Annotated in this window: 17 protein-coding genes; 12 read left to right on the top strand and 5 right to left on the bottom strand. The window is 57.1% G+C overall.

The features are described from left to right. The first annotated feature begins 129 nt into the window (after nucleotides 1-129). The 5 genes from OXE05_10560 to ffh all read left to right on the top strand — a co-directional run bounded on the left by OXE05_10560 (nucleotide 130) and on the right by ffh (nucleotide 4504). Nucleotides 130-345, top strand: a complete 216-nt coding sequence (locus OXE05_10560) for a hypothetical protein (protein ID MCY4437762.1) — start codon at nucleotides 130-132, stop codon at nucleotides 343-345. Between the two features lie 86 nt (nucleotides 346-431). Next, nucleotides 432-1265, top strand: coding sequence for a hypothetical protein (locus OXE05_10555; GenBank protein ID MCY4437761.1), 834 nt, complete (start codon nucleotides 432-434; stop codon nucleotides 1263-1265). A 126-nt stretch (nucleotides 1266-1391) separates the two neighbouring features. After that, complete coding sequence (gene ftsY, locus OXE05_10550) at nucleotides 1392-2333, top strand: signal recognition particle-docking protein FtsY (protein MCY4437760.1); 942 nt, start codon at nucleotides 1392-1394, stop codon at nucleotides 2331-2333. A 68-nt stretch (nucleotides 2334-2401) separates the two neighbouring features. Continuing rightward, complete coding sequence (locus OXE05_10545; protein MCY4437759.1) at nucleotides 2402-3157, top strand: sugar phosphate nucleotidyltransferase; 756 nt, start codon at nucleotides 2402-2404, stop codon at nucleotides 3155-3157. Nucleotides 3158-3172: 15 nt separating this feature from the next. Next, a complete protein-coding gene (gene ffh, locus OXE05_10540; GenBank protein ID MCY4437758.1) occupies nucleotides 3173-4504 on the top strand; it encodes a signal recognition particle protein in 1332 nt (443 codons plus the stop codon). A 271-nt stretch (nucleotides 4505-4775) separates the two neighbouring features. Here the strand turns inward: ffh and nhaA are convergent, their stop codons facing one another. The 4 genes from nhaA to OXE05_10520 all read right to left on the bottom strand — a co-directional run bounded on the left by nhaA (nucleotide 4776) and on the right by OXE05_10520 (nucleotide 10226). Further along, a complete protein-coding gene (nhaA, locus tag OXE05_10535; protein ID MCY4437757.1) occupies nucleotides 4776-6158 on the bottom strand; it encodes a Na+/H+ antiporter NhaA in 1383 nt (460 codons plus the stop codon). A gap of 291 nt (nucleotides 6159-6449) precedes the next feature. Next, the gene (locus tag OXE05_10530) at nucleotides 6450-7970 is read right to left on the bottom strand and encodes a YifB family Mg chelatase-like AAA ATPase (GenBank protein MCY4437756.1); all 1521 of its coding nucleotides are present in this window, start codon (nucleotides 7968-7970) and stop codon (nucleotides 6450-6452) included. 285 nt (nucleotides 7971-8255) lie between these two features. Then, nucleotides 8256-9818: a hypothetical protein gene (locus OXE05_10525; GenBank protein ID MCY4437755.1), complete on the bottom strand. Its 1563-nt coding sequence runs from the start codon at nucleotides 9816-9818 to the stop codon at nucleotides 8256-8258. A gap of 72 nt (nucleotides 9819-9890) precedes the next feature. Next, the gene (locus OXE05_10520; GenBank protein ID MCY4437754.1) at nucleotides 9891-10226 is read right to left on the bottom strand and encodes a hypothetical protein; all 336 of its coding nucleotides are present in this window, start codon (nucleotides 10224-10226) and stop codon (nucleotides 9891-9893) included. 410 nt (nucleotides 10227-10636) lie between these two features. On the opposite strand from OXE05_10520, the gene OXE05_10515 reads away from it, so the two are divergent. The 6 genes from OXE05_10515 (at nucleotide 10637) to ade (ending at nucleotide 22455) form a co-directional block, all read left to right on the top strand. Next, a complete protein-coding gene (locus OXE05_10515) occupies nucleotides 10637-12622 on the top strand; it encodes a YCF48-related protein (protein MCY4437753.1) in 1986 nt (661 codons plus the stop codon). A 140-nt stretch (nucleotides 12623-12762) separates the two neighbouring features. After that, nucleotides 12763-13914 (top strand): winged helix DNA-binding domain-containing protein, encoded by a 1152-nt coding sequence (locus OXE05_10510; GenBank protein ID MCY4437752.1) that lies wholly within the window; start codon nucleotides 12763-12765, stop codon nucleotides 13912-13914. Between the two features lie 60 nt (nucleotides 13915-13974). Further along, nucleotides 13975-15303: a neutral/alkaline non-lysosomal ceramidase N-terminal domain-containing protein gene (locus OXE05_10505; protein ID MCY4437751.1), complete on the top strand. Its 1329-nt coding sequence runs from the start codon at nucleotides 13975-13977 to the stop codon at nucleotides 15301-15303. A gap of 39 nt (nucleotides 15304-15342) precedes the next feature. After that, nucleotides 15343-19956 (top strand): NACHT domain-containing protein, encoded by a 4614-nt coding sequence (locus OXE05_10500; GenBank protein MCY4437750.1) that lies wholly within the window; start codon nucleotides 15343-15345, stop codon nucleotides 19954-19956. A 52-nt stretch (nucleotides 19957-20008) separates the two neighbouring features. After that, nucleotides 20009-20680 (top strand): phosphoribosyltransferase family protein, encoded by a 672-nt coding sequence (locus OXE05_10495; protein MCY4437749.1) that lies wholly within the window; start codon nucleotides 20009-20011, stop codon nucleotides 20678-20680. After that, nucleotides 20680-22455: an adenine deaminase gene (gene ade, locus OXE05_10490; protein ID MCY4437748.1), complete on the top strand. Its 1776-nt coding sequence runs from the start codon at nucleotides 20680-20682 to the stop codon at nucleotides 22453-22455. Before OXE05_10495 ends, ade begins: the two co-directional genes overlap by 1 nt. An 87-nt stretch (nucleotides 22456-22542) precedes the next feature. On the opposite strand, the gene thrB is transcribed toward ade, so the two are convergent. Beyond that, entirely contained in the window at nucleotides 22543-23463 is a 921-nt protein-coding gene (gene thrB / locus OXE05_10485) for a homoserine kinase (GenBank protein MCY4437747.1), read from the bottom strand. 179 nt (nucleotides 23464-23642) lie between these two features. Here thrB and OXE05_10480 point away from each other — a divergent pair, with 179 nt between their 5' ends. Beyond that, nucleotides 23643-24620: an alpha/beta fold hydrolase gene (locus OXE05_10480; GenBank protein ID MCY4437746.1), complete on the top strand. Its 978-nt coding sequence runs from the start codon at nucleotides 23643-23645 to the stop codon at nucleotides 24618-24620. Nucleotides 24621-24633: the final 13 nt, after the last annotated feature.

The following is a 24633-nucleotide window of genomic DNA, read 5'->3' as shown; positions in this document are numbered from 1 at the left end:
GCGCTGGCGGCGCTGCCTGCCGTAGTAGTGCCTGAATGCCCAATGGTATAATGAATGAGGATCTCAGCCGACTTCTACCTCGCAAGGATGTACCGGCTAGGCGGCTGAAGATGCAGGAAGAGAGAACCGATGGAAACAATGGTCAACTTTCCCCAGTGCCAGAAATGTCATACGGGCGTACTGGTGCCGTTTTCCGACTTCGGCGGACAAGGGGCATCTGTGATGTTCAAAGCCTGGGTATGCACAAATCCGGACTGTTTCTTCAATTTGAAAATTCGCAATGGGGATGTCTACGTAAACGAACGAGTCACCGATGCTGAGCGGGAGCCGCGCCCCGTTCGCTAGTGTTGTCCGTTGCACCTATCGGATAGCGCACCTGGCATACGGCGCAGACACGGGCACCCTCGGCATTGCGTTCCTGGACAGTTGCTATGGCAAGGATTCTCCTGCGTGAGCAGTACACGTGCTACAACCACCCGCATCGCAAGACCACCGATCGGTGCGATCGCTGTGGCACCGTGTTTTGCAATGAGTGCTTGACAGCACGGGGCAAGCGAGACCTTTGCAATCATTGCGCTACTGAGGTCGATGCCATCCAGGCGCGCCGCCAACGTCCCCTGCGCCAGAAGCTCATGGACTTTGCGCCCAGCCGCGCCTCTGTCGTGGTTACGCTCTCGTTCCTCCTCTTGATTGTGGTAGTCGGCGCTTTCTTCGGCAGACAGCTTGCCTCCGTTACGCTGGAACCGGAAGAAGCCGCGCGAGTGGCACGCGCCTTCCGCGGTACGCTGCAGACGACAGAGGGGCTCAACCTCGTTGAGACGATCGTTGGAGGAGAGGTTGTAGCCGCCACCAGCGAACGGGAAACTGACGATCACGTCGCAAAGCGGCTCGTCGATGGGTGGGCAGATTCGAGAGTGCCGGACTGGCGCTCTGAGACCGCAAGCCTGCCCCAGGAACTCGTCTTTGCCATCGAGCGGCAAGTCCTTGCCGGCGGTCAGGCATTCTCCAATACGTTAACGCTTCAAACCAGCGAACAGAGCCCGCCCGAAACGTGGGTGCGGGAATTCCGCGTATTTGTAAGCACTGAATCAGCAGAGGGGCCTTGGGAAGAGGTTGGCACCTTCACCCTGGCTGATAGCCCTCTCCTGCAGCGATTTACCTACGAGACCCGGCCCACTTGGTATATAAAGCTCGTGATCCTCAGTAACTATGGAAGTACCGATTACATCTCACTGGCGGAGGTCGGGGTCTATCTCACGCAGTGAAGTCTTCGTACAAGCCTCATCGATCCCGCTGAGCGTACCGAGCGTTCCTCGGGCATGTTGGAATCTGCGCAGACCGTAGAGAACCCCTCAGCATTCGATTGCAAAATCTAGAGAGAAAGCAACTCTGTGAAGCAATTCAAGCAGCTTTTTGGTGGGACATCGCTCGAAGAAAGTGTTGCAAAGAGTCGCGGTGGCGCCTTTTCGGCGCTGCGGGATCTCTTTCGACCCGGCGTACGGCTTGATGAAGACTTCTGGGAAGAACTGGAAGATACGCTCATCATGGCTGATGTCGGACCCTACCTGGCAGGGGAGCTCGTCGAGAGCGCGCGCGAGACGATTGCGCAGACTCAATTGGACTCGGCAGCGGAGGCCCACGGCCTCATCGAGGAGCTTCTCGTCGCACACCTTGGCCCCGATTCTGCACAAGTCATTTCCGGCCAACCGCTCACCGTGATATTGATGGTCGGCGTGAATGGCTCTGGCAAGACCACGATGACGGCGAAACTTGCCAATTGGCTGAAAGAGCAGGGCCACACGTGCATGCTGGCGGCGGCGGACACGTTTCGCGCTGCTGCCATCGATCAACTCCGTGTGTGGGCAGAGCGTATAGATGTGCCTGTCATTGCGCAGCAACCGGGATCAGACCCAGGCGCCGTCGTATTCGACGCCATCGACTCTGCCACTTCGCGCAATGTTTCCCATCTCATCGTGGATACTGCAGGCCGTCTCCACACAAAGGCCAACCTCATGGACGAACTGCGCAAGGTACAGCGCATCGCCACAAACCGCGTTGGCGCTGCCGCAGTTGAGACCTTGCTCGTCATCGACGCGATAACGGGTCAAAACGTGCTCAATCAGGCGAAGATCTTTTGTGAGTCCGTCCAAGTCACCGGAGTTGTCCTTACCAAGCTAGACAGTACGGCGCGGGGCGGGAGCGTATTCGGCATCGCTCGCGAGTTGCAGCTACCTATCAAATTGGTCGGCACGGGTGAGCAATTGAATGACATGGATGCTTTTGACAGCCAGCGCTTCGTGCGTGCCTTGCTGAGCGAGTCTGTGCCCACATAGACTCATCTACGCGTTGATAGACGAGCAGTCCATTGCTGGCGGAGTTGCTGGAAAGGAACGGAACCAACGTGAAAGGCGTAATCCTGGTCGGAGGAAGCGGCAGTCGCCTCGACCCGCTGACACGCGTCACGAACAAGCATCTATTGCCAGTTTATGACAAGCCGATGGTGTTCTATCCCATTCAGGCGCTCGTCAACGCCGGCATAACGGACATCATGCTCGTCACCGGCGGCAGCAACGCCGGCGACTTCCTGCGCTTGCTTGGCAACGGCAGTGATTTCGGCCTCAAGCGCCTTCACTATACGTACCAAGACCGCCCCGCTGGCATCGCCCACGCACTGGGACTGACCCGCGACTTCGCGGAAGGTGATTCTCTGCTGCTCATGTTGGGGGATAACATCATCGAAGGAACCCTGCTCGCGGCCCGCCGCAACTTTGAGGCGCAAGATCGGGGCGCGCGTGTCATGCTGACCCGAGTGGAGAATCCCTCAAGCTACGGCGTGGTGGAGATCGAGGATGGCGCCTGCGACGAAGTCGGCCACATCAAGAGCATTACGGAAAAGCCTGCAGATCCAAAATCGAACCTCGTGCAGACTGGGATATATTTCTATGACGAGCATGTGTTCGACGTCGTCTCCAGCCTCCGGCCGTCGGGGCGCGGCGAACTAGAGATAACCGACGTCAACACCCACTATCTCCAGGAAGGCAACCTGGAGTACGATATCCTTGAGGGCTTTTGGGCGGATTGCGGAGAGTCTTTTGAAACGTACCTAGAGTCTCAAACCCTCGTGGCCACGCATGGTGCGAATAAGTTGAATATGTAATGGAACGCATAAGTCATGTTTGAAACGCTTTCCGATCGCCTACAGGGCGTATTCCAAAAGCTGCGGGGACGCGGCAAGCTAAGCGAGGCCGACGTGGACGCGGCCCTGCGGGAAGTCCGTTTGGCGCTCCTGGAAGCAGACGTGAATTTCAGGGTCGTGCGCGGCTTTCTCAAGTCGCTGCGCGAGCGGGCGGTAGGCGCCGAGGTGATGGAGAGTCTGACACCGGGCCAGCAGGTTATCAAGATCGTACACGAGGAACTCATCACCCTACTCGGCGAACCCGCTCCGCTCACCCTTTTGGGCTCTCCCCCGCATGTTATCATGCTCGTAGGCTTACAAGGCTCAGGCAAGACCACTGCCGCGGGCAAGCTTGCCCTCGCGCTGCGCAAGCAGGGACAGCAATGCCTGCTGGTTGCGGCAGACATCTACCGTCCCGCCGCAATTGAACAGCTCGAGACCATTGGCCGACAGGTAGACGTGCCTGTGCATTCCATGGGTACTTCCCAGCCACCGGTGAAAATTGCCGAGACAGCCATTGAGAGAGCGCGCAATGAGCGCCTGGGGACGGTGATCGTCGATACGGCGGGGCGTCTTCAGATTGACGCGGAGATGATGGCTGAGATTCACGAAATCGCAGAAGCTGTTGAGCCGCAAGAAGTGTTGCTGGTTGCCGATGCCATGACCGGCCAAGAAGCCGTCAATGTTGCGCAGGCCTTCCACGAGCAGGTGACGCTCACGGGCCTGATCCTCACCAAGACCGACGGAGACGCCCGCGGTGGCGCGGCGCTCTCAGTACGCAGCGTGACCGGGATACCAATCAGGTTCCTGGGAAGCGGTGAGAAGATCGAGCCGCTCGACCCCTTCTATCCGGACCGCTTGGCCTCGCGCATTCTCGGCATGGGCGACGTGCTCAGCCTCATCGAACGAGCGGAAGAGACCATCGATGCAGAGCAAGCCGCCGAGCTGGAGAAGAAGATTCGCACCGCCAGCTTTACCCTGGATGACTTTGTCGATCAGTTGCAGCAGATCAAGAAGATGGGCTCATTGGGCCAAGTCCTTGAGATGGTGCCCGGTATGAATCAATTTATGCGCAATCCCGCGATGGCTGCGGCCTTGGACGAACGGCAATTTGCACGCGTAGAGGCGATCATTTACTCGATGACGTTGGCTGAGCGCCACAATCCAGCCATCATCGACGGTTCGCGGCGGCGGCGGATTGCGGCCGGCAGCGGAACGACGCCTGCAGAAGTCAACCAGCTCCTCGGCAATTTCCGTCAAATGCAATCTATGATGAAGTCGCTGGCTTCCGGCAAGATTCCCCGCAATCTCATGCGCTTCTTTGGCTAAACCGGCACCTTGTTGATTGCTTAGCTTGGGGAAGAGCCAAAACTCACCGCAACTCACGGGCCGGCGCCTGTGCCACACTGCTGACACCCGCGGCAGGTGCCGCAATTGCAGAGTCCGCTTAACCCTGGATGAAACTCGTTGCGTGCCACGGCTTGCTCCCGGGGTTTGCGGACGCTAGTTCCTCGCTAGCCACGTCACACCCTTGAGCCCACTCGTTCGAGTGGTGAAACACTCTGTCTCTTACCGACGTTGCATCTGGGCTTTGTGGGGCCTATTCGCCACTGCGGCCGCGGCCATGAATGGGGGCGAACTGAAAGACCAGCCAGCCGAGAATAGTGGCCAACAATGACCCAACTAGGATGCTCATCTTGGCCGACTCCAGCAATTCCGTTCCGCCAAGGGCCAAGTTTGCAATAAAGAGCGACATTGTGAAGCCGATACCTGCTAAGCACCCGGCGCCAAGTACGTGGAACCAGTTTACGCGACTGGGTAGGGCGGCGAGACCGAGACGCACCGCGACTACGGAAAAGAGCACAATTCCGAGCGGCTTGCCGACGAGCAGCCCCAGGGCCACACCGCGTGCCAGCGGTTCCTCTACAAAACCGGTAAGGTCGGCGTCAATTGCAACGCCGGCATTGGCCAGTGCAAACAACGGCATGATGCCAAAGACCGTCCAGGGATGGAGCGTGTTTTCGAAACGCTGTAGTGGCGACTGCGCCCCCAAGGCCGTCCGCTCTATAGAACGCATCAGGGATACTTGCTCTTCATTCGCCAACACACTCTCACCTTCAGACGATGCCTGGGCGAATTCATCAATGTAGACGCGGCTCAGGTTGGTGAATTCGGCGCTATCTATACGCCGACGGACCGGAATCGTAAACGCCGCAATTACCCCCGCCACCGTAGGGTGCACTCCCGATAAGATGAAGGCCGGCCACAGACCGCAGGCGCCCAAGAGGATATACACGAGCGTGCTGCGAATCCCCAAGCGATTGGCAGCGATAAGCAATACCACAAAAACCGCGGCGATTCCCAACGCCAAGAGCGAAATGCCGCTGGTATAGAAGATGGCAATGACAAGCACCGCCCCAATGTCATCAACTATCGCCAGAGCCGTAAGAAAGACCTTAACAGGCGTGGGCACTCGGCTGCCAAGGACCGCCATCACGCCCAGCGTAAAGGCAATGTCAGTCGCCATCGGGATGCCCCAACCGCGTTGTCCCGGCTCGCCCCAGTTAAACCACAGAAAGATGGCAGCGGGAACGAGCATGCCGCCGATCGCCGCCATGATGGGGAGCATGGCACGCCTTGGTGAAGCGAGTTCTCCGGCAATTACCTCACGCTTGATTTCTAGGCCGACCACAAAGAAGAAAATTACCATCAAGCCATCGTTGATCCAGTATTCGAGCGGCTTGTCGAATACGAAGTCGCCAATTCTCACAGCAAAGTGAAGGTGCCAGAGGTCATAGTACGATGAGCCAAAAGGAGAATTGGCCCACACAATTGCCACGATTACGCAGGCCAGCAGGACTATCCCACTGGATGCCTGCGCATGGGCAAATTCCTGGAAGAGACCCAGGACTCGAAACCGTCCTTGCCCTGGGGAGGATGCGCGGTTACCGCGTTGATCCGTGTCTGTAATATCGTTTTTCACTGCTGAGTCCTCAGCATGTCGAAAATTGTCTCCCGATTAGCGTGCAGCACCTAGCCAGGGGCTTCCGCGGGGCGTTCTTAATACTATAGCGCACCGCATCATAGCAGTCTCGATACACCAGAGAGTGACAGTCCGGCACGAGGATTCTGCAAAGTGCACGCGGATTCCCGGACTGTTCGCGAGCCTCTGCGTTGAACGATGTTTTGCTTGGAACACACGTATTCTGTCACGCACATAACAGAGATTCAACACTTTGCAGCAGCCGGCTGCATAGTCCTGCCTGCGACATGGTTAATTGTTGAGCTTGGGACGATACTGCAGGGCTTCAGCGAGGTGTTGGACAGCTATGACATCGGCCTCATCCATGTCCGCAATCGTGCGGGCGAGCTTCAGCACGCGATGGAAGCTGCGCGCCGTCAATTGCATGCGGTCCATCGCCGTCCGCATCAGATTCTGAGCATCCGACTGCAGTGTACAGAACTCCCGCACATGTCGGGGGCCAATTTCTCCATTAGTCTTGAAGGGAAGCGCAGCAAAGCGCTCCTGCTGAACTTGCCGGGCGCGCACCACACGCTCCCGCACACTTGCTGAGGGCTCGCCTTGGCGGTCTTCTGTCAGTTTTTCGTATTCGACGCGCGGAACTTCAACATGTATGTCAATGCGGTCCAGCAGTGGACCGGATAATTTTCTTTGGTAGCGCGTGACGATGGCAGGATTGCACGTGCAGTTGCGCACCGGATCACCATACCAACCGCACGGGCAAGGATTCATCGCGCCAATGAGCAAGAACTGCGCCGGAAACGTCAGCGAGCCCGAAGCGCGCGAAATCGTAACGGCGCCGGACTCAAGCGGCTGCCGGAGCATATCAAGGAGATTTGTCGGAAATTCAGGTATTTCGTCGAGAAACAAGACGCCGCGATGCGCCTGGCTGATCTCACCCGGGCGCGGAAAGCGGCCGCCGCCAACGAGCCCCGCGTGAGAGACGGTGTGGTGGGGAGAACGAAACGGACGCTTCAATACCAGAGGCTCGTCCGCCTGCAAGAGCCCACAGACACTATAGATCTTGCTCACCTCTATCGCTTCATCCAGCGAGAGCGGCGGCAATATTGATGACACGGCCTGGGCCAAGAGGGACTTGCCAGTGCCCGGCGGACCCGAGAACAACACGTTGTGACCGCCGCTGCATGCCACTTCTAGCGCCCGCTTGGCGTGCTCCTGGCCTTTTACGTCGGCCAGATCAACATCGTAGGCTATGGTATCGTTTTCGGCGGCATTCGGCGGGCGGGCTCTGGCGAGGGATTCCATGTCACTGAGGTGCAAGACCAGTTGCCGCAAGTGCATTGCGGGGTAGACTGCCAAACCAGATATGATCGCCGCCTCCGCGCCGTTTGACACGGGTACGTAGGCGGAGCGTATACCCCAACGGAGTGCATTGGACACGAGCGGCAGAATTCCGTTCGTAGGCCGTAGCGCCCCTTCAAGCGCCAACTCGCCGAGAAAGAGCGACTCTTCCAGACCTTCCGCCGCTAACTGACCGCTGGCGACGAGAATGCCGATGGCTATGGCTACGTCGAGCCCTGTGCCTTCCTTTGCCACGTCGGCAGGCGCAAGATTGACGGTAACCCGCTTCTGAGGAAACACGAAGCCTGCGTTTCGAATTGCCGCGCGCACACGCTCACGGGCTTCTTGCACCGCCGTATCCGGTAAGCCGACGATGACAAACGAGGGCAGCCCGTCGGCAAGATCAACTTCTACCTCGACTTGGGCGCTATCCAGCCCGACCAGCGTGGCAGCCATAACCTTGGCGAGCATACTGAATCCTAGAGTCCAGCTATATCGGCCTTACACATGCATCACAAAAGGTACGGAGACTTGTACACGTAAATTAGGAATGCAGCAAATGGCTACGTCGTCGCTCTCTGCCGCACATCGCCGATGTCAATGGTGCATAGTCCCTTCGCGGGTAGCGCCTGTCCAACGTGAAGCAATTTCGCCCCCAAACGGCGGAAGCCGCCGTCTCCGGCACTGATCGAACACTTATTTCGCCGAAGGAATGTTACGCGCTTTCGGCCTGCAGCCGAAACCAACGTGTCACAGTCAGTCAAGCGGATCGAAAAACGTCAGATCAGCGCCGAAATTGTCCATCGCCGCCACCGCGTCTCCTTCAAGAGCCGTCCGGATGTTGCGCGTGCGGTGAGTGAGCGTAATCTCAGTCCGTGCCGCCGGGTATTCCAATAAAATTGGTTTGCCCGGATCAGGCTGGGCAATGAACAGGTGATCTCCCAATACCCGGTAGTCGGCGGTACCACTGACTTGCAACGCAGACCTGTCGGCCCACCGCGGCAATCTGATCCAAAGTGGCGCCGCGTGGCTGGTTGTCACGCTCACTCGGCCTGACGATTCGCCCGCCTGCACCCGCGCGTCCGGCGTGTCCTGGTCCAACAGCAGGTTCACGCGGACGCCATCGGACCCTGTCACGACGCCTTCCCTGAGCACTTCGCAGAGGGTCCCGACTACTCCGCCGACTATGTCCATATTGAAGCTGATCCGTTCGAGACCAAGCGGGCGGTGGCCGTACGGCGCTGGAAACCCAAACGCTCCCAAGTGGCGTTCTTTCACACTTCTCAGACCATCTTCGCCTGCCGGATTGGCAGGTTCGGGGATGAAATCCACGTCGCGAAGTTGGGACGGCAACAGGTGCCCGCGTAGTATCCTTTCGGCGTCTTGGAAGCGCCCGGGATATCCATGCCGGCCGAGTATCAGGTCTGTTTCGACGATGTCGCCGGTGTTGTTGCCCTCGCCCTTGTCGGCCGGGCTGTCGTCGGCGCTGCTCTCGATCACCCAGCCCAGTTCGTCGCGGATCGCCCACAGCCCGTTGTCGGCAAAGGCCCGTACTCGCTCCAGGAGTGCGGCGTCACCGGTCAGGTCCGCAAGCTGCGCCAGCGAGGACATGACGCAGGTCGTCGAGTGCGTGTGCACGCCAAACTTCTCACGGTCATACGACCCGTCCGGCAAGAAGAACTCAGACGTGGCCTTCTCGGCCAGGAGAGACGCCAGTTCGAGCGCTTTGCCCGAGCCGGTGGCCCGGAAGTACTTGACCAGCGGGCCGATGGCGCGGGCGACTCCCGTAATGAATGTATTCTGCCGGGTCCAGCGAATGCCGTGGGCCGCTGAAATCCTCTCGCGGTCCCAGCCGTCCACCGGGTCCCACGCATCGAGTATGAACTCAATGCTGGATTCGGCCACTTCCCTCGCCGTGTCGGAGTTTCGAAACTTGACCAGTGCGTAAAGAGCATGCATTCCCTCACGCACGTTGTGATCGTTGAAGTTCTCGATTGGTCCGTCCACGCGGTCGCGGTTCATGGGCAAAGGCACGGGGCCGGAGTAAGAGAAGAGGGCCGCTGCGGCGTGTTTTTCGACCGCCTCTTCCGAGATCGAGACGCCAGCCGCGTCTTCGGCATTCAGCAGTGCGTTCAGGTGCCTGCCCGGCACATGCGACTCAGAGTGGACGTTGCTGAAGCTGAGCCGGGGGTTGGGAAGGACCTCTGAACCGAAGAACGGGATGTCGTTGTCGTCAGCGTTGAACACGCTCGACATCGTCCGGCAACCGAGTTTGATCGCCGACTTGATGTCGGTAGTGTTGACGTTGGATACCTTCACGTTTGCGCTCCCGTAGTCTGCTCGAAAACGGTCCGACCAGGTTGATTTACACTTTGCATCATGGACGATAGATCATACCGGCGGGCAGCTCATCCGCCCGATAGCACCTGCGGATAGTGCCCCGGGCAGGCTGCTGAAGCCCGGCAATGAACGGGACACACGCAATTCGGACCCGTGCATGCCGTGCTCGCCATGTTCGCACGGCTGATTGGACGCAGGTAGGGCCGGCCCCTTACTCTTCGCACTTTCTGCGCGTGCGTCTCCAGGCTGCACTATCAAGCCCCATACCCAGCCAGCGGGCACGCCACCAACCACCGTAATCGGCAGGCCGTCAGCACAATCAACTCCTACCTCAACTTGGGCGCTATCCAGCCCTACATGCGTGGCAGCCATAATCCTGGCCGGCATCTCCACCTCCACCGCGAAGCACAGCTTGCAGCCCTTGCCTATACGGGGACTATAGACCCGGCGCCAAATGCAAGCAAAGCCGTAAATATTCGGTACTAAAGGAGTACCGGCACAAACATGCCACAACTGCTGGCAGTTTAGCAATGCGTGAGGTAGCCTGGCAGCCAAATTCGTAATTGTCTTGTCGGTCTGGTAGCATTACAGTAGCATACGAAAGAATATCTTTCGCGCCCACGTACGGCGGGTGCGGGTTAAATGTGTCCTGCCATTTGCGCATTGCACATTGCACTCTGTATACTCCCATTCAATACGTAGTGTATTGGTATTGGGGTGTCCAAATCGAGATCAAGTGGACTAAGAACTCATTACGCAATCAACTATAAGATTGACTGGTTCAGGAAGGAGAATCGATGAGTAATTCCGGATCAACAGTGATGGAAAAGCAAGCATGGGAGGTGGCAGGCCAACGTCTCGGTGGTACAGTTGCGTCACTGGCCGTTTCGCCGAGCTTTAGCGAGAACAACCTAGTGCTCGCCGGAACCATGGCGGGAGTGTTTTGCTCCGAAGATAAGGGCAAGACCTGGAAGATTTCCAATGAAGGCATTACGAGCCCCTATATTCAGGCGCTCGCATTTGCGCCTAACGTTGCGAATCATGAGGTAGCGTTTGCCGGTGCTTTGGAAGGTGGCGTCTATCGCTCTGACAACGGCGGCAAGACCTGGCAGCAGCTTGACTTTTGGCAAGGAGCGGCCTCAGTCACGTGCCTGGCGGTGTCGCCGAGCTTTTCCGATGATGGAGTGATGCTCGCCGGCACCCAGGAAGATGGCGTCTTCAAGTCAACCAACCGCGGACGTACGTGGAATTCGGCCAACTTCGGCATTATGGAACTCAGTATTCAAGCCATTGCCATCTCGCCGGACTTTGAAGAGGATCAGACCGCATTCATAGCTGGTGGCGACGGCCTCTATCGAACGCTTGACGAAGGCCGTGCATGGCGGCTGGTAGACAGAGGGCTGGATAGCATGGCCATCCAGGCAATTGCCGTTTCGCCAGATTTCGCAGAGGACCGAACGGTGCTTGTCGGCACGGAAGATATGGGTGTCTTCAAGTCTACCGACGGCGGTACAAACTGGCAGGAAGCGAACAGCGGACTGGACAGTGTCTCGATCAACGCGCTCTGCCTCTCGCCGGGGTTTGCCAGTGACAGCCTGGCATACGCGGGTACGGCAGAAGGATCGGTTTACCGTTCGTCCGACGGCGGCAGTACCTGGGAGAGCGTTATCGATCAAGATTCGTCGGTACTCTGCTTGCTGACAACCGGAACCGGCGAGGACGACATTGTCCTGGCAGGTGTGCACCGGGAGGGCGCTCTGCGCGCCAATGGCGACGCTGCTGATTGGGAACCGGCCGTAGAAGGCCTTGCCGCACGCTCGCTGCTTGGCACGGCACTTTCTCCAAATTGCCATCAGGACGGTACGCTCTTTGCGACTAGTCTCGAAGACGGAGTCCTGCGTTCTGCCGATGAAGGGTTGACGTGGGAAGCAGCCGGTGCAGGCCTCGAAGAGATGCAAGTCGCATCACTCTTAATCTCGCCTGAGTATGCAAACGACTCCACCGTATTTGCGGCAACTCATCAGGGCGTTGCAATTACCGCAGACGGCGGCAGGAGCTGGCAGGCCAGTAACGAGGGCATCGATGAAGAAACGTTGGACCTCCGCGTCTTGGCAGTTTCTCACACGTACGCGGAAGATCGCTTGGTCGCGGCCGGGGGGCCGGGCGGCGCACTGTACTTTAGCCGTGACGCGGGTCAGTCCTGGGAACGGTCCGAAGAGACTTTCGGCGAGGAAGACGTAATCGGTATAGCGCTTTCCCCGAATTTCGCCGATGACAACACGCTCTTGCTCGGCACTTTCCGTGCTTCTCAAGGCGATTACGCCAGTACCATTACTGTATGGCGCTCTGCTGACGGCGGAGAGATTTGGAAACGAATCCTCGTCCATGCCACGGGAGCACAGTGGATCAGTTTCGCCATGCCGCCAAACTATTCCGGCTCGGAAGAGGACTATAGCAACTTCTTCATTGCCACGGCGACTCGTTTCTTCCGCCCGATGTGGCGCGGCAAGAATCTCTGGGTAGGTGATGCCATTGGCGAAGCGACAGCGGCCGTGGTCTGCCTGGCTATCTCGCCCGAATACGAAAGCGATACCACCATCTACGCCGGTACCAGCCGGGGCGTGTATAAGTCCTCAGACGAAGGGCTGACATGGCAAAACATCAACGAAGGGCTGGACAACAAGGCGATTGTCTCTCTGCTGGTCTCACCAAACTATGCTGAAGATCACGCGGTATGGGCCGTGTCGCTGGGCGGCACCGTGTGGCGATACGTCGATGCGTAGCTGGTTGCTGCCGACTACAGCCCTGCTTTAAACCTTGATCCCGGCAAACTAAAGAGCTACGTGCCGCTTTGCCGGCACGTAGCTCAGTGTTTAAGCGCCGCAGAATCGCATCTGCTGACGCCTTACAGGGGGGCCTGGAAATGAATGGCTTCACTCACGCGCAAGTACATGCATTCCGGCTCAAACGTCACCATCTTGAGAGTCCTGTTCAGCCGGGAAAGATTCGAGATGTCGTAAGCGATACGTGTGGCATCCAAGCGCAGGTAATGTCTGCGGCACAGTTGGCGTTACAGGTCAGGAGTCTCGGTCTGTCCGTGGCTGCGATCGAGCGCGCGCTCTGGCAGGACCGAGACCTGGTAAAGGTGTGGTGCATGCGCGGCACGCTGCACGTGCTGCCTGCACACGAACTTCCCGTCTACGTAGCAGCACTCAAGCCCTATCGTCTCACGCAAGAACAACGCTGGATGGCGCGGTACGGCGTAGACGCTGCAGCCATTCAGGCAATGACAGAGGCCATCCTCGCGGCACTTGGCGAGATCCCTCTTACTCGGCGCCAACTCTCACAGAAGCTGAACGCCGGGTTACGCAAGCATGCTCCGCAGGTGATGGAACTGGTCGAGCACGGTTGGGGAGGTTTGGGAAAATATGTTTGCCTGCAGGGCGACCTGTGCCTTGGCCCCAATCAAGGTCAGGAAGCAACATTTGTACGGCGAGACATGTGGTTAGACAATTGGGAAGACGTGCCTGGAGAGGAGGCTGAAGTCCTGCTCTTGAAGCGCTATCTTCAGGCCTACGGGCCGGCTACCGTGCAAGACTTTTCCTTCTGGGCGGGCATGTCGGTGAAAGATGCCAGCCGGATTTGGCGCAGACTGCAGAGCGAGATGCAGGATGTGACCGTTGCAGAAAGAACCGCTTCCATCCTTAAGAGCGACCTCCCAACTCTTCAGGAGACGAAGTCCGTTGCAGAAGCGGTGCATCTCCTGCCTCACTTCGACGTCTACCTGCTCGCCCACCGCAGCAAGACGCATCTCGTGGCGGAAAGTCATTACAAGCGCGTGTATCGCGCTGCGGGTTGGATATCCCCGGTAGTGCTAGTCAACGGGCGTGTCGCCGGAGTGTGGTCGCAGGCGCGCCGGGGCGGGGTGCTGCAGGTTACTATCGAGCTCTTCGGCAAGCTCTCCAGATTCCAGTACGCCGCGATAGAGAAACGCGCCGTTGACGTGGCCAGTTTCTTCGACTCTCGCCTGGAGCTTGCGTACACTAGCACTGCGGAAGCGATTCCTGCAAACTAGGAACAAGATTGGATCTGCAGCAAGTCGAATGAGAAAAACCACAGACCCGAGGAGTGTATCATGGCAAACCCGGTTCAGTTGGGAACAGCGAGCATTAACATTACCCCTTCCGTAGGAACCTGGATGGGCGGCTACAGCGCCCGCGACCACGGCGCGACGGACATACACGACGACCTCTATGCCAAGATCTTAGTTTTCTCCGATGGTGAGACAAAGGCCGCCGTCGTCACCTGCGACCTCGTCGGCATTACCGAAGAAAGCACTGCCGCAGTGCGCAGCCTGGTCGAGGAGCAAACGGACATCCCCGGCAGCCACGTGATGATAACCTGCTCCCACACGCACTCCGGGCCTACAACGCGGGAGTGGCGCTACGATGCCCCATTTAACACTTCCTATATGCGCGAGCTCGAGCGCAAGCTGGCGGGAGGCGTGCAGGTAGCGAACCAACACCTGCAGCCTGCTGTCGGCGGTCTGGGTGCGGGCTCTTTCCCGCTTGCCGTAAACCGCCGCCTCACCACGGACGGCGTAACCGAAATGCGCGCCAATCCGGATGGGGTGGTGGATCACACCGTTGCGGTGCTTCGCTTCGACAAGGCAGATGGCACGCCATTGGCCACAGCTTTCCACTATGCCTGCCACTCAACGAGCATGGGCGCATCGAATTACGCGTTTAGCGCCGACTATGCCGGCGGCGCGAAGGCCTTTGTCGAAAAGACTTACGGAGGCGGCCACACTGCGGCGTTCTTGCTGGGCTGCTGCGGCAACACGCGGCCCAACTTCACCAGCGACGGCAGCCGCTTCCGCTCCGCCACCTTCGACGAGTTGGAAAGCGTCTGGCGGGGCCTTGGCGCTGAAGTCGTGAACGTGCGGGAGTCGATCGATTGCGCGCCGCTGGATGGCGTCGCCGTGGCGCAGCGCATGGTGACCGTGCCTCTGCGAGAAGTTCCTGATGTCTCCTTTTACAAGGAGGCGCTTGAAACGGAAACCTGGCCTGATACACAGGAACGCATTAACCGCGACTCACTCAAGTGGGTACGAAACCGCGTTTCAGAATACGAAACCGACAACTTGCTCCTTGAACCCAAAGCGGAAATCCAGGTTATCCGCGTCGGCAACCTCATCTTCGCCAGCTTCCCCGGCGAGGTATTTCTTGAATACGGTCTGGCGGTGCAAGAGCGTGTAAAGGCCGAATTGGGTCTGGAGGCCCTGCACGTCGAACTCGCCAACGGCATGATTGGCTACGTGCCCACGGCAGACGCAATCCCACATGGCGGCTACGAAGTCATGGCCTATCGCCACGGCGCGCAATCACCGGCGGGCTACTCCGGCGACGCCGAAACTCTCTTTGTAGACACCGCCGTGGAACTGGCCCATGAGGCAGCACTTTAAACCAGGTAACACTTAAAAGGAGTCTGAGAAACTAACGGAATGAATCTCGATTGGAATTCGATCCGCACATTCAAAGGTTCGCAGTCTAATGCTTTTGAAGAGCTGTGCGCACAGTTGGCACGCGCCGAAACTCCCCCGGACGCCAGATTTGTGCGAAAGGGCACTCCCGATGCCGGCGTCGAGTGCTTTTGCCAATTGCAGGACGATAGCGAGTGGGGCTGGCAAGCTAAGTACTTCACTGCTTCACCCACAAGCACTCAATGGCAACAACTCGATAAGTCTGTAAAAAGTGCGCTTGACAAGCACACAGACCTTGTTCGCTATTACGTCTGCATCCCAATTGATCGACCGGACGCCCGCATCGAAGGGCAACAGTCTACCATGCAGCGGTGGGAGACACGCGTTGCGAAATGGAAGTGCTGGGCACAAAAATGGTGCATGAATGTCGAGTTCGTTTGGTGGGGTTCCTCGGAACTTCTCGATCGGCTCTCTCTGCCGGAGCACTTCGGTCGAGTGTACTTTTGGTTCGATACCCGATACTTCGATGACAGTTGGTTTGGAGACCGCCTGGAACAGGCGATTGCAGCCGCCAGCGCCCGATTTACTCCGGAGTTGCATGTTGATGTGCCCATAGCGCACAAATTCGAGCTACTTGGTAGGACCGAATCAGCCCTCAATCAGATAAAGTTGCTCGCTAGGGACATTCGGCGAGCACTCAGTTTTGTCCGCTACACCTCCACTCCTGACGAAAGTTCATCTCAGATTGTAGACCTTGCCGAAGTCTCCGACTCTGTAAGACTAGAGCAACTCTTGCAGGCAGGAGAAGACGCGCTTAGCGCGTTTTCGGACTTATACTTCGCACCTACCGACAAATCCCCTCTTGCTTCCGCAATAGGAATGGTCAAAGCAGCCAGAAACTTGGCGGAGGAAACTATAGAATCACTGCATAAGGTGATTCAAGACGATTCTTCGAGAGTCGAAGGTGAAACCCAATCTCCCTACTTGCCTAGTCCGATTGATCGCCTACGCGACAGCGTGGTCAAACTTGGATTTCGACTTGATAATGCCAACTTCGAACTCTGTCAAGCGGCAGAGTTTGCTGACAGCAATCTCATGATTCTCGAGGGAATGGCGGGTACCGGCAAAACACACCTATTGTGCGACTCTGCCCGTTTACGCACCGATTCAGGTGCTCCCACGATATTCCTGATGGGCCACCGCTTTACAACTTCGGAGGAGCCTTGGACTCAAGTTTTCCAGCAACTTGAGTTGCACGATCTAACTGTAGAACGATTTGTCGGCGCACTTGAAGCTGTGGCGGAAGCAAGAAACTGCCGTGCGCTGCTCATTGTCGATGCGCTGAATGAAGGGCTCGGCCACAAAGTCTGGCCGAATCATTTATCTGCATTCTTAAAGAGTCTTGAAAGGTCGGCATGGATCGCCGTTGTGCTATCGGTTCGTTCGACCTATTGGGAAATCATACCCGAGGAAGTGCGCAACAATGCAGTAGTTGTTGAGCACACAGGCTTCACTGACGATGAGTACGAAGCCGTTGCGAGATTCTCTTCCCACTATGAGCTTGAACTTCCATCCGTCCCCATCTTGCAGCCCGAATTCTCCAATCCCCTCTTTTTGAAGATGATCTGCGAAGGACTGCATAGTCGCGGAGAAAGAAGACTGCCCAAGGGGTTGCAGGGTGTTACGGAGTTCTTTGGATTCTACCTTGATACGGTGAATAGTAGTCTTGCGAAAGCGCTTGATTACGATCCCAACCAATCTCTTGTTCAGGATGCGCTAGCGAAGCTTGCCCAGGAGTTAGTCACCAATCGAAGCCGCTACCTGCCAAGACAAAGAGCGCAAGAGATAATTGACCAATTGCTGCCAAGTCGTGACTTCTCAAGGTCACTGTATCGCGGCCTGGTTATTGAGGGAATCTTGCTCGAAGACATAGATTGGCGAGCGACTAACGGGAGAGAAAAGGTCACGTCCATCACGTATGAGCGCTTTGCCGACCACACAATTGCTAGCAATCTTCTGGAAATTTATCTGGATGCAGATCATCCCGAGGCTGCATTCGCAATAGGGGGCGGCCTGGCGTTTTTGGAAGAGGAAGGTGTCTACACGCGGGACGGTCTTATCGAGGCTCTGTGCATTCAGGTCCCAGAGCTAATAGGCCGAGAGCTTTTCAGGCTTGCCCCTAGTCTCTTAGAATGCTCGAACCTTGGCCGTGCATTTCGACAGAGCATAATTTGGCGAAAGTTAGGCGCATTCTCTGACGACACTTGGGAGGTCTTGCATGAATGCGCCAGTTACGAAGGAGATACTGCGGAAACTCTGGAAGTGCTGCTAACGATCGCAACAGTTGAGAATCATCCGTTTAATGCCGAAATGCTTGACACAGTTCTGCGCCGCTGGTCTATGCCTGAACGCGACTCATGGTGGAGCACGTACCTACACCATGCATATCAGTCTAGTGGCGGCGTTAATCGACTCGTCGATTGGGCATCAGGGGTTTCCTCCGATGCGACCCTAGAAGAGCGTACGGTTGACTTGGCTGGTATAACGCTTACTTGGATGCTCACAACGTCCAACCGCTTTCTCCGTGATCGGGCGACTAAGGCTCTAGTCTCGTTGCTCTCAGATCGCCTTGATGCGGCCGCACGTCTAGTTGGAAGATTCCACGATGTTGATGATCCTTTTGTTACAGAGCGCCTATACGCAGTCGCGTATGGTGTTGCAATGCGGTCTCATGATGCCGCAGCAGTGGGAAACCTAGCATCAATCGTATATGAGAGAGTATTCGCTTCCGGCAATCCTCCAGCGCACATTCTGCTCCGCGACTATGCCCGAGGTGTCATCGAACGTGCAATTCATCTTGGATCAACTCTCCAGATAGATCAAGAACTCTTTCGTCCACCTTACAAGAGTGAGTGGCCAGATATTCCAGACGAGAACACAATTGAAGCGCTTATGCCGGACTTGAGCAGGGATTCCGATGACAGTCGAGAGTTAGAGTTGGCACGGCATCAGATTGAGTTTTCAGTAATGCATGACGACTTCGCACGATACGTAATCGGAACAAACTTCGGAAGAGCCAATTGGCTGTCAATGCGTCTTGAGGAAGCACCATGGCTCTCGCACACAGAACGAATTAGGAATTGGAAGTCCAAGCTAAGCGGACAAGAACTCAAAGCATGGGAAGAGTATGAAGACAGACACAATGAAGGGCCAATTACCATAACTCTTGCGGTTGAAGGCGAGAGGGGCAGCAGCACCCAATTCGTAAGAATAAATGGGAAGTCCAGGTGGGTAGGTATTGGCTCATTAACTGAAGCGGACCGACGGGAACTTGACCAAGCTGCAGAGAGAGCAGATGAGGAATCGAAAGACAGGTTGTTTTCAGCATTGACGAAAGACCATCGGACCGAATTGGAGTCCATCTTTCGAAAATCATCAGAGGACCGGCCTAGCTTCGACCTGAGTCAAATACAGCGCTATGTTCTGTGGCGTGTTTTCGACCTGGGATGGACGATTGAGCGCTTCGGACATTTCGACAGCCAATTCGTCCAAAACTATCAACGTGATGCAGCAAAGCCGGAGCGCATCGGAAAGAAGTATCAGTGGATCGCCTACCATGAAGTCCTCGCATACATAGCCGATCACTATCAGTACAGGGGCATGTACGGTGAAGATGACTCTGACAGAGCGTACGAGGGTCCTTGGCAAGAACGTCTTCGAGACATTGATCCCTCCTATACTATCAAGCGAACTCCTGGTGATCCATCTTGGGGCAGCCACAATCCTTCATGGTGGGCAAGCTACGACTGCGTAGACTGGGGTGAAGATCTAGGCTACGAAGCATGGGCCAAAAGGGATGGAGACTTTCCTGCCGTAGAGGAGCTACTTAGTGTGGTCCGACCGGAGGATGAAACTCGGTGGATTAATGCGAAGGCTTTCTTGCTTTGGCGCCAGTCTCATCCAGCCGACCTCGAACCCGATATGGTTGACAGACGAGAACTGTGGCTTAGAATCACAGCCTTTTACTTACGGGCGGAGTGCGCAGAAGACTTCATGCAGTGGGCTAGTTGTGCAGACACTTGGGGAACATGGTTGCATGAGCCAAGTGGGGTTCAAGACTTCTACTTGGGAGAGTATGGATGGTCACAAGCGTTTCGACACATCTTCAAGCCATTCTATGGTTACTCTGATTGGGAGGAACCTGGGGACGGCAGTCCGACCTCAGTTCGACCTGCAAGTTTCCAATACACTGCTGAGGCAGGAACCTTTGACTGCTCAATTGAGGAGAGTTTTTCACTTCGACTGCCCCACCATGACTTCGTCGCAAAGTTAGGGCTAAGATGGTCGGGCACTGGTACTAACTTTTGCGATTCGAATGGCCGCCGCGTAGCCTTTGATCCCACCGTGCACGAAGATGGGCCTTCTGGTCTTCTGTTGAGAGAAGACTACGTAAGAACGTATCTGTCTCAGAATAACCTGGCTCTCGTTTGGATTGTTCAGGGAGAGAAGGATATTCTTGGAAAGGGATTGGATAGCGTTCCTCACGGATGGCACAGTGTCACTGGCGCATTCCTGTACACGGACGGAAAGCCTACAGGTAGTCTAAGGCACCGCTTCGATGCGCCGGGAGAATAACACAAGCGGACAAGTGAATAAGGGCCCAAATGCATATCGGACGACTATTTTAATGCGCTTCGATCGAACCATCACGGTGCCGGAGGGAGGTCTGGCCACTAAGCATGACGACCTCTTGCCGGAGGGCATGGCAGATAGGGTAGACTGCATTCTTATACCCGAATGGGTCCTGCAAGACCGCGTTGCGGGCCTGGCGCAACAGATCCACGATGGTTGCGCCAATTGCAACGAGCTTGTCTTGCTCGTGGTCCTCAAGGGCGCGTTCGTCTTTGCCGCGGATCTCGGCCGCGCCATCTCACGGCTCGGCGGCTTGGAATTCCGCTATGAGTTCATTCGCACCAGCGCCTACGGTCATACCATCAAGCAAGAGAACGAAGAGGCGCGTGAGGTGAGCGTAGCAAGGCTGCCCGCAGACCTGGCGGGCAAAGACGTGCTGCTGGTTGAAGACCTGATTGACCAAGGCTTTACGCTGACCGCCCTCAAGCAACGCGTCCTCGAGGCAGGTGTCCGCTCAGTACGCACGTGCGTTCTCCTTTCCAAGCGCATCAAACTGCCTTCGACAGTGGTGGAGCGCAATCGCTCCGCCCTGACCCTCGATTACGTCGGCTTTGAAGTCCCTGACCGCTGGGTTGCAGGCTACGGCACCGACGCGAGCGAGGACTTCCGCATGCTGCCGTACATCGTCACCGTGCGCGAGCAGCTCTATGCGACAAGCGACGAGTGATGAGCGTCGATCTGGTATTGCGGGGCGGCACCATCGTCGACGTCGTAGCAAAGCGCTGCTACGCTGGCGATGTTCTCATCAAAGATGGTTTGATCCACAGCATTGCGCGCACGCCCGCCACGGTTGAGGCAGCCGAGACGCTCGACATTGCAAGGCAATACGTCATTCCGGGATTCATCGACCCGCACCTACACATCGAAAGCAGCCTCCTCAGTCCGCTCGAATTCGCACAGGCCGCCGTGAGGCGTGGCACCACGGCCGTCTTTGTTGACCCGCACGAGATTGCCAACGTGGCCGGCAACGACGGCATCGTCCTCTTCCTGCGACATGCCGCAGTCGCTCCCCTCGACATCTTCATCGGTGTCCCCTCGTGCGTGCCGGCCACGGCTTTCGAGGACTCCGGAGCAGCGCTCGCCCTCGACGACATCGAGGAGCTCTTACCGCATCCCCGCGTCTATGGGCTTGCCGAGATGATGAACTTTCCCGGCATCATCCATAACCTGGGAGACGCCCGCGCCAAAGTGGAGAGTGCCTTCGACCTGGGCAAAGTCGTTGACGGCCATGCGCCGGGCGTAACGGGACACGACCTTGCGCTTTATGTCACAAACGGTACGAACGACGGCACGGTCAGGATTATGTCTGACCACGAGTCTCGCACAGGGCCGGAGGCCCTGGAGAAGCGCCGGGCAGGCATGACCGTCGCTATGCGCTATGGCAGCGCCACGAAGGACCTGGATCAAATCCTGCCCTTCCTGGCGGAGCAAGGGGAAAGTCTGGATGGCTTCATGCTCTGCAGCGACGATCTCGATGCGGAGGAGCTGCACACTCACGGTCATGTTGACCGGATCGTGCGCCGGGCGCGCGACATCCTCGTACAACATGCGGGATTGAACACTGAACAAGCCGCAATCCAGGCGATCAGGATGGCGACCTTACACCCGGCGCGCTACTTCTCTCGCTTCTTTCGCCACCACGGCTACTCTGAAATGGGAGCAATCATCCCCGGCAGAGTTGCCAATCTCGCTATTCTCGACTCGTTGGATACCCTTGAGTGCTCGACCGCAATCCATCGCGGCGAGGTCGTCGTCGCCGGCGGTGAGGTAGCACGACGGGAGCACCCCGGCGATTACGGGCAACTCCTGCAATCGGTAAGAGTTGAAAGGCCCGTTGCAGCATCCAATTTCGTCGTACCCTTTAGCGGACAGGGAACAGAGGCAACCGTGCGCGTCATTGGCGCTGAAGACGGCAGCCTAGCGACGAAACACAAAGTCCTTCGACTGCCGGCAGGCAACGGGGAAATTCAGGCCGACCTTGTGCAGGATGTTGTGAAGATTGCCGTGATCGAGCGCCATCACAACACCGGCCTGCACGCCGTAGGTTTCGTCAGCGGCCTTGGCATGCAACGTGGGGCTGTTGCTTCCACCGTGGGACACGATAGCCACAACCTCATCGTGGCCGGCGTAGACGAGACCGCCATGGCGGCAGCAGCCAAGCACTTGGTAGCAATCGGGGGAGGCATGGCGGTAGCGTTGGGAAATGAGTTGACCTCGCTACCGCTAGAGATCTGCGGCCTTATGTCAACAGCGACTATTGACTCGGTCGTGCCGCAATACCGCTTACTTCTGGCAGCCGCCAAGCAGACCGGCACAACGAGCAAGAACGTCTTTCTCTTGCTCTCGTTTCTCGCCTTGCCCGTCATCCCACAACTAAAGATTACGAATCGCGGCCTGGTGGATGTGGATGCCTTTGCGCCGGTACCACTACTCGTAGAATAGTCGGGTCACCGCGGTCACTCTCGACGGGCATTTAGCTTGCCGCGCGCTCTGCACCAATCCGAACGGCTTCCGGATCGCAATCTGGGTTCAGAGTCTCTTCGCAACGGCCCCCTGCTCTGCGCAGGACAATAAACGAGTGCGGGCGGGTGACTTGTGGGACTCGGCAGCGGCGAGCATGGCAGCGGCAATTTCGTCAGGATTGCAGAAGGTCAGCGCCAGAATCGACGATCCGGCGCCGGATAGGGCGCTACCGCACGCCCCCGCCGCGAGGGCCGCATCCATGATCGGTTCCATGGCGGGAAATATGGTAGCGCGATGGGGTTGATGCAGGCGGTCGTTCATGCCCACACGGATCAATGCTCCGTCAGCTTGCGTGATTCCTGTGAGCAAGAGAGCTGCATGTCCGATGTTGTAGACCGCGTCGCTAAGAGATACCTCTTTGGGAACCACTCCGCGGGCGAGTTCCGTAGGCAAGTGCTGATCGGGAATACAGACCACCGCGTGGAGGTTATCCGGCACGGGGACTCGCGCATAGGTCGGCAATTCTTCGCCGTCTGCGGCACAAACAATGAGGCCCCCAAACAATGCGGCGGCCACGTTGTCGGGGTGGCCCTCTATATTAAATGCAAGTTGCAGCAGCCTCTCAGATGAGAGCGCATTTTCGAGAATGTAATTGGCCGCCACCAATCCACCCACCGTCGCACTGGCGCTGCTGCCTAGTCCCCGAAATAGCGGAATGCTGTTCCGCATGTGCAGGCTGATAGGAGGTGGTGTTTCCTCAACTGATTCAAAGGCACGGGCAAATGCCTGCGTGAAGAGATTGTCTTCATCGCCTGCAAGCTCTGCCGTCCCTTCACCCTCGACTGTGACTTTGGGGCCATGCTCTGCCGGGCCTACGGTGAACTCATTGTAGAGCGTAAGTGCCATGCCAAACGCATCGAAGCCAGGTCCCAGATTTGCGGTAGTGGCCGGCACCCGCACACCGAACACCGGAAAACTAGCTGCCATTGAGAGCACTCTCGACGAAGGGAACGTGGGGAGAAAAACCTGCCTGTGGCGGCTTTAGTGTACCATTAAGCTGGCGTTCGCCGAGAGGCCCGATATGGTTTGGCCCTCAGCGATCTCATGGCCGTTCTCGATAGCGATAGATGTGCAATACATCGCAGTGAGTTTCAAGGAATAGCGCAATGCTCAAGTGGTTGAAACGCGGCTTTATCTTAGGAGTCACCGCCGTGACTGCCTACGTGGCCTATACACGTTTCAGGCCACGACCAATTCCTGTGGAGTCACTCCGCACCGACGGTAAGTTCATAACTGTAGAGGGCTTGCGGATTCACTACCGTACGGCCGGCGCGGGCCCGCCATTGATTCTCATCCACGGCATCGGCGCCAGTCTCTTTGCCTGGCGTCTTGTCTTTGATCAGTTTGCTGAGAATCACACGGTGTATGCGCTTGATCTGAAGGGTCACGGGCTCTCCGATAAGCCTAACTCCGGCGACTACTCACCTTTCGGCATGGCCGACCTGGTGGCACACTTCATGGATGCGTTAGATGTAGAATCCGCCAAGATCATAGGCTTATCCATGGGCGGCGCGGTGGGGACCGCATTGGCAATCAGGCATCCCATGCGTGTTCAGCAATTGGTGCTCATCAGTGCGGCAGGTTACCCACTCAACTACCACGTCATGCCGCTGATTGTTCGGTTCGCCAGTACGTCCCTTGGGAGCGCATTTGTAGCATTCGTGTTGCGCCAGCGAAAATCCATCGAGTGGTATTTGCGCAGTTGTTTCTACGATCCTAACGGCATCTGTACACCCGAAATGATAGATGGCTACTTCCTGCCGTTGCTAACGCCGGGATTGGGCGGCGTGGTGCCACTGCTGGCACGCGACTTCGGGCAGACCAGTCTCGCCCATCGCCTCAAAGAGGTAGCCGCCCCGACCCTAATCGTCTGGGGACAGTATGATGCCGTGATCCCTATGCATTGGGGTTACCGCTTTCAGCGGGACATAGCCAACGCTCAATTGGTTGTCTTCCCTAAGTGCGGACACTGTCCTCACGAGGAATGTCCCCAGCAATTCCTGGAGGTGGTGAATGGCTTCTTCCAGGGGGGAATCGTTGACTCCAGCTCTCAGCCAGAAGGCATTCTCCCGGCAAACCCGTAGTATGCTATGAAGC

It is taken from the genome of Chloroflexota bacterium (assembly GCA_026710945.1).
Lineage (GTDB): Bacteria > Chloroflexota > UBA11872 > VXOZ01 > VXOZ01 > VXOZ01.
The sequence above is the reverse complement of the archived record's forward strand: the minus strand, read 5'-3'. Positions and strand labels throughout refer to the sequence as shown.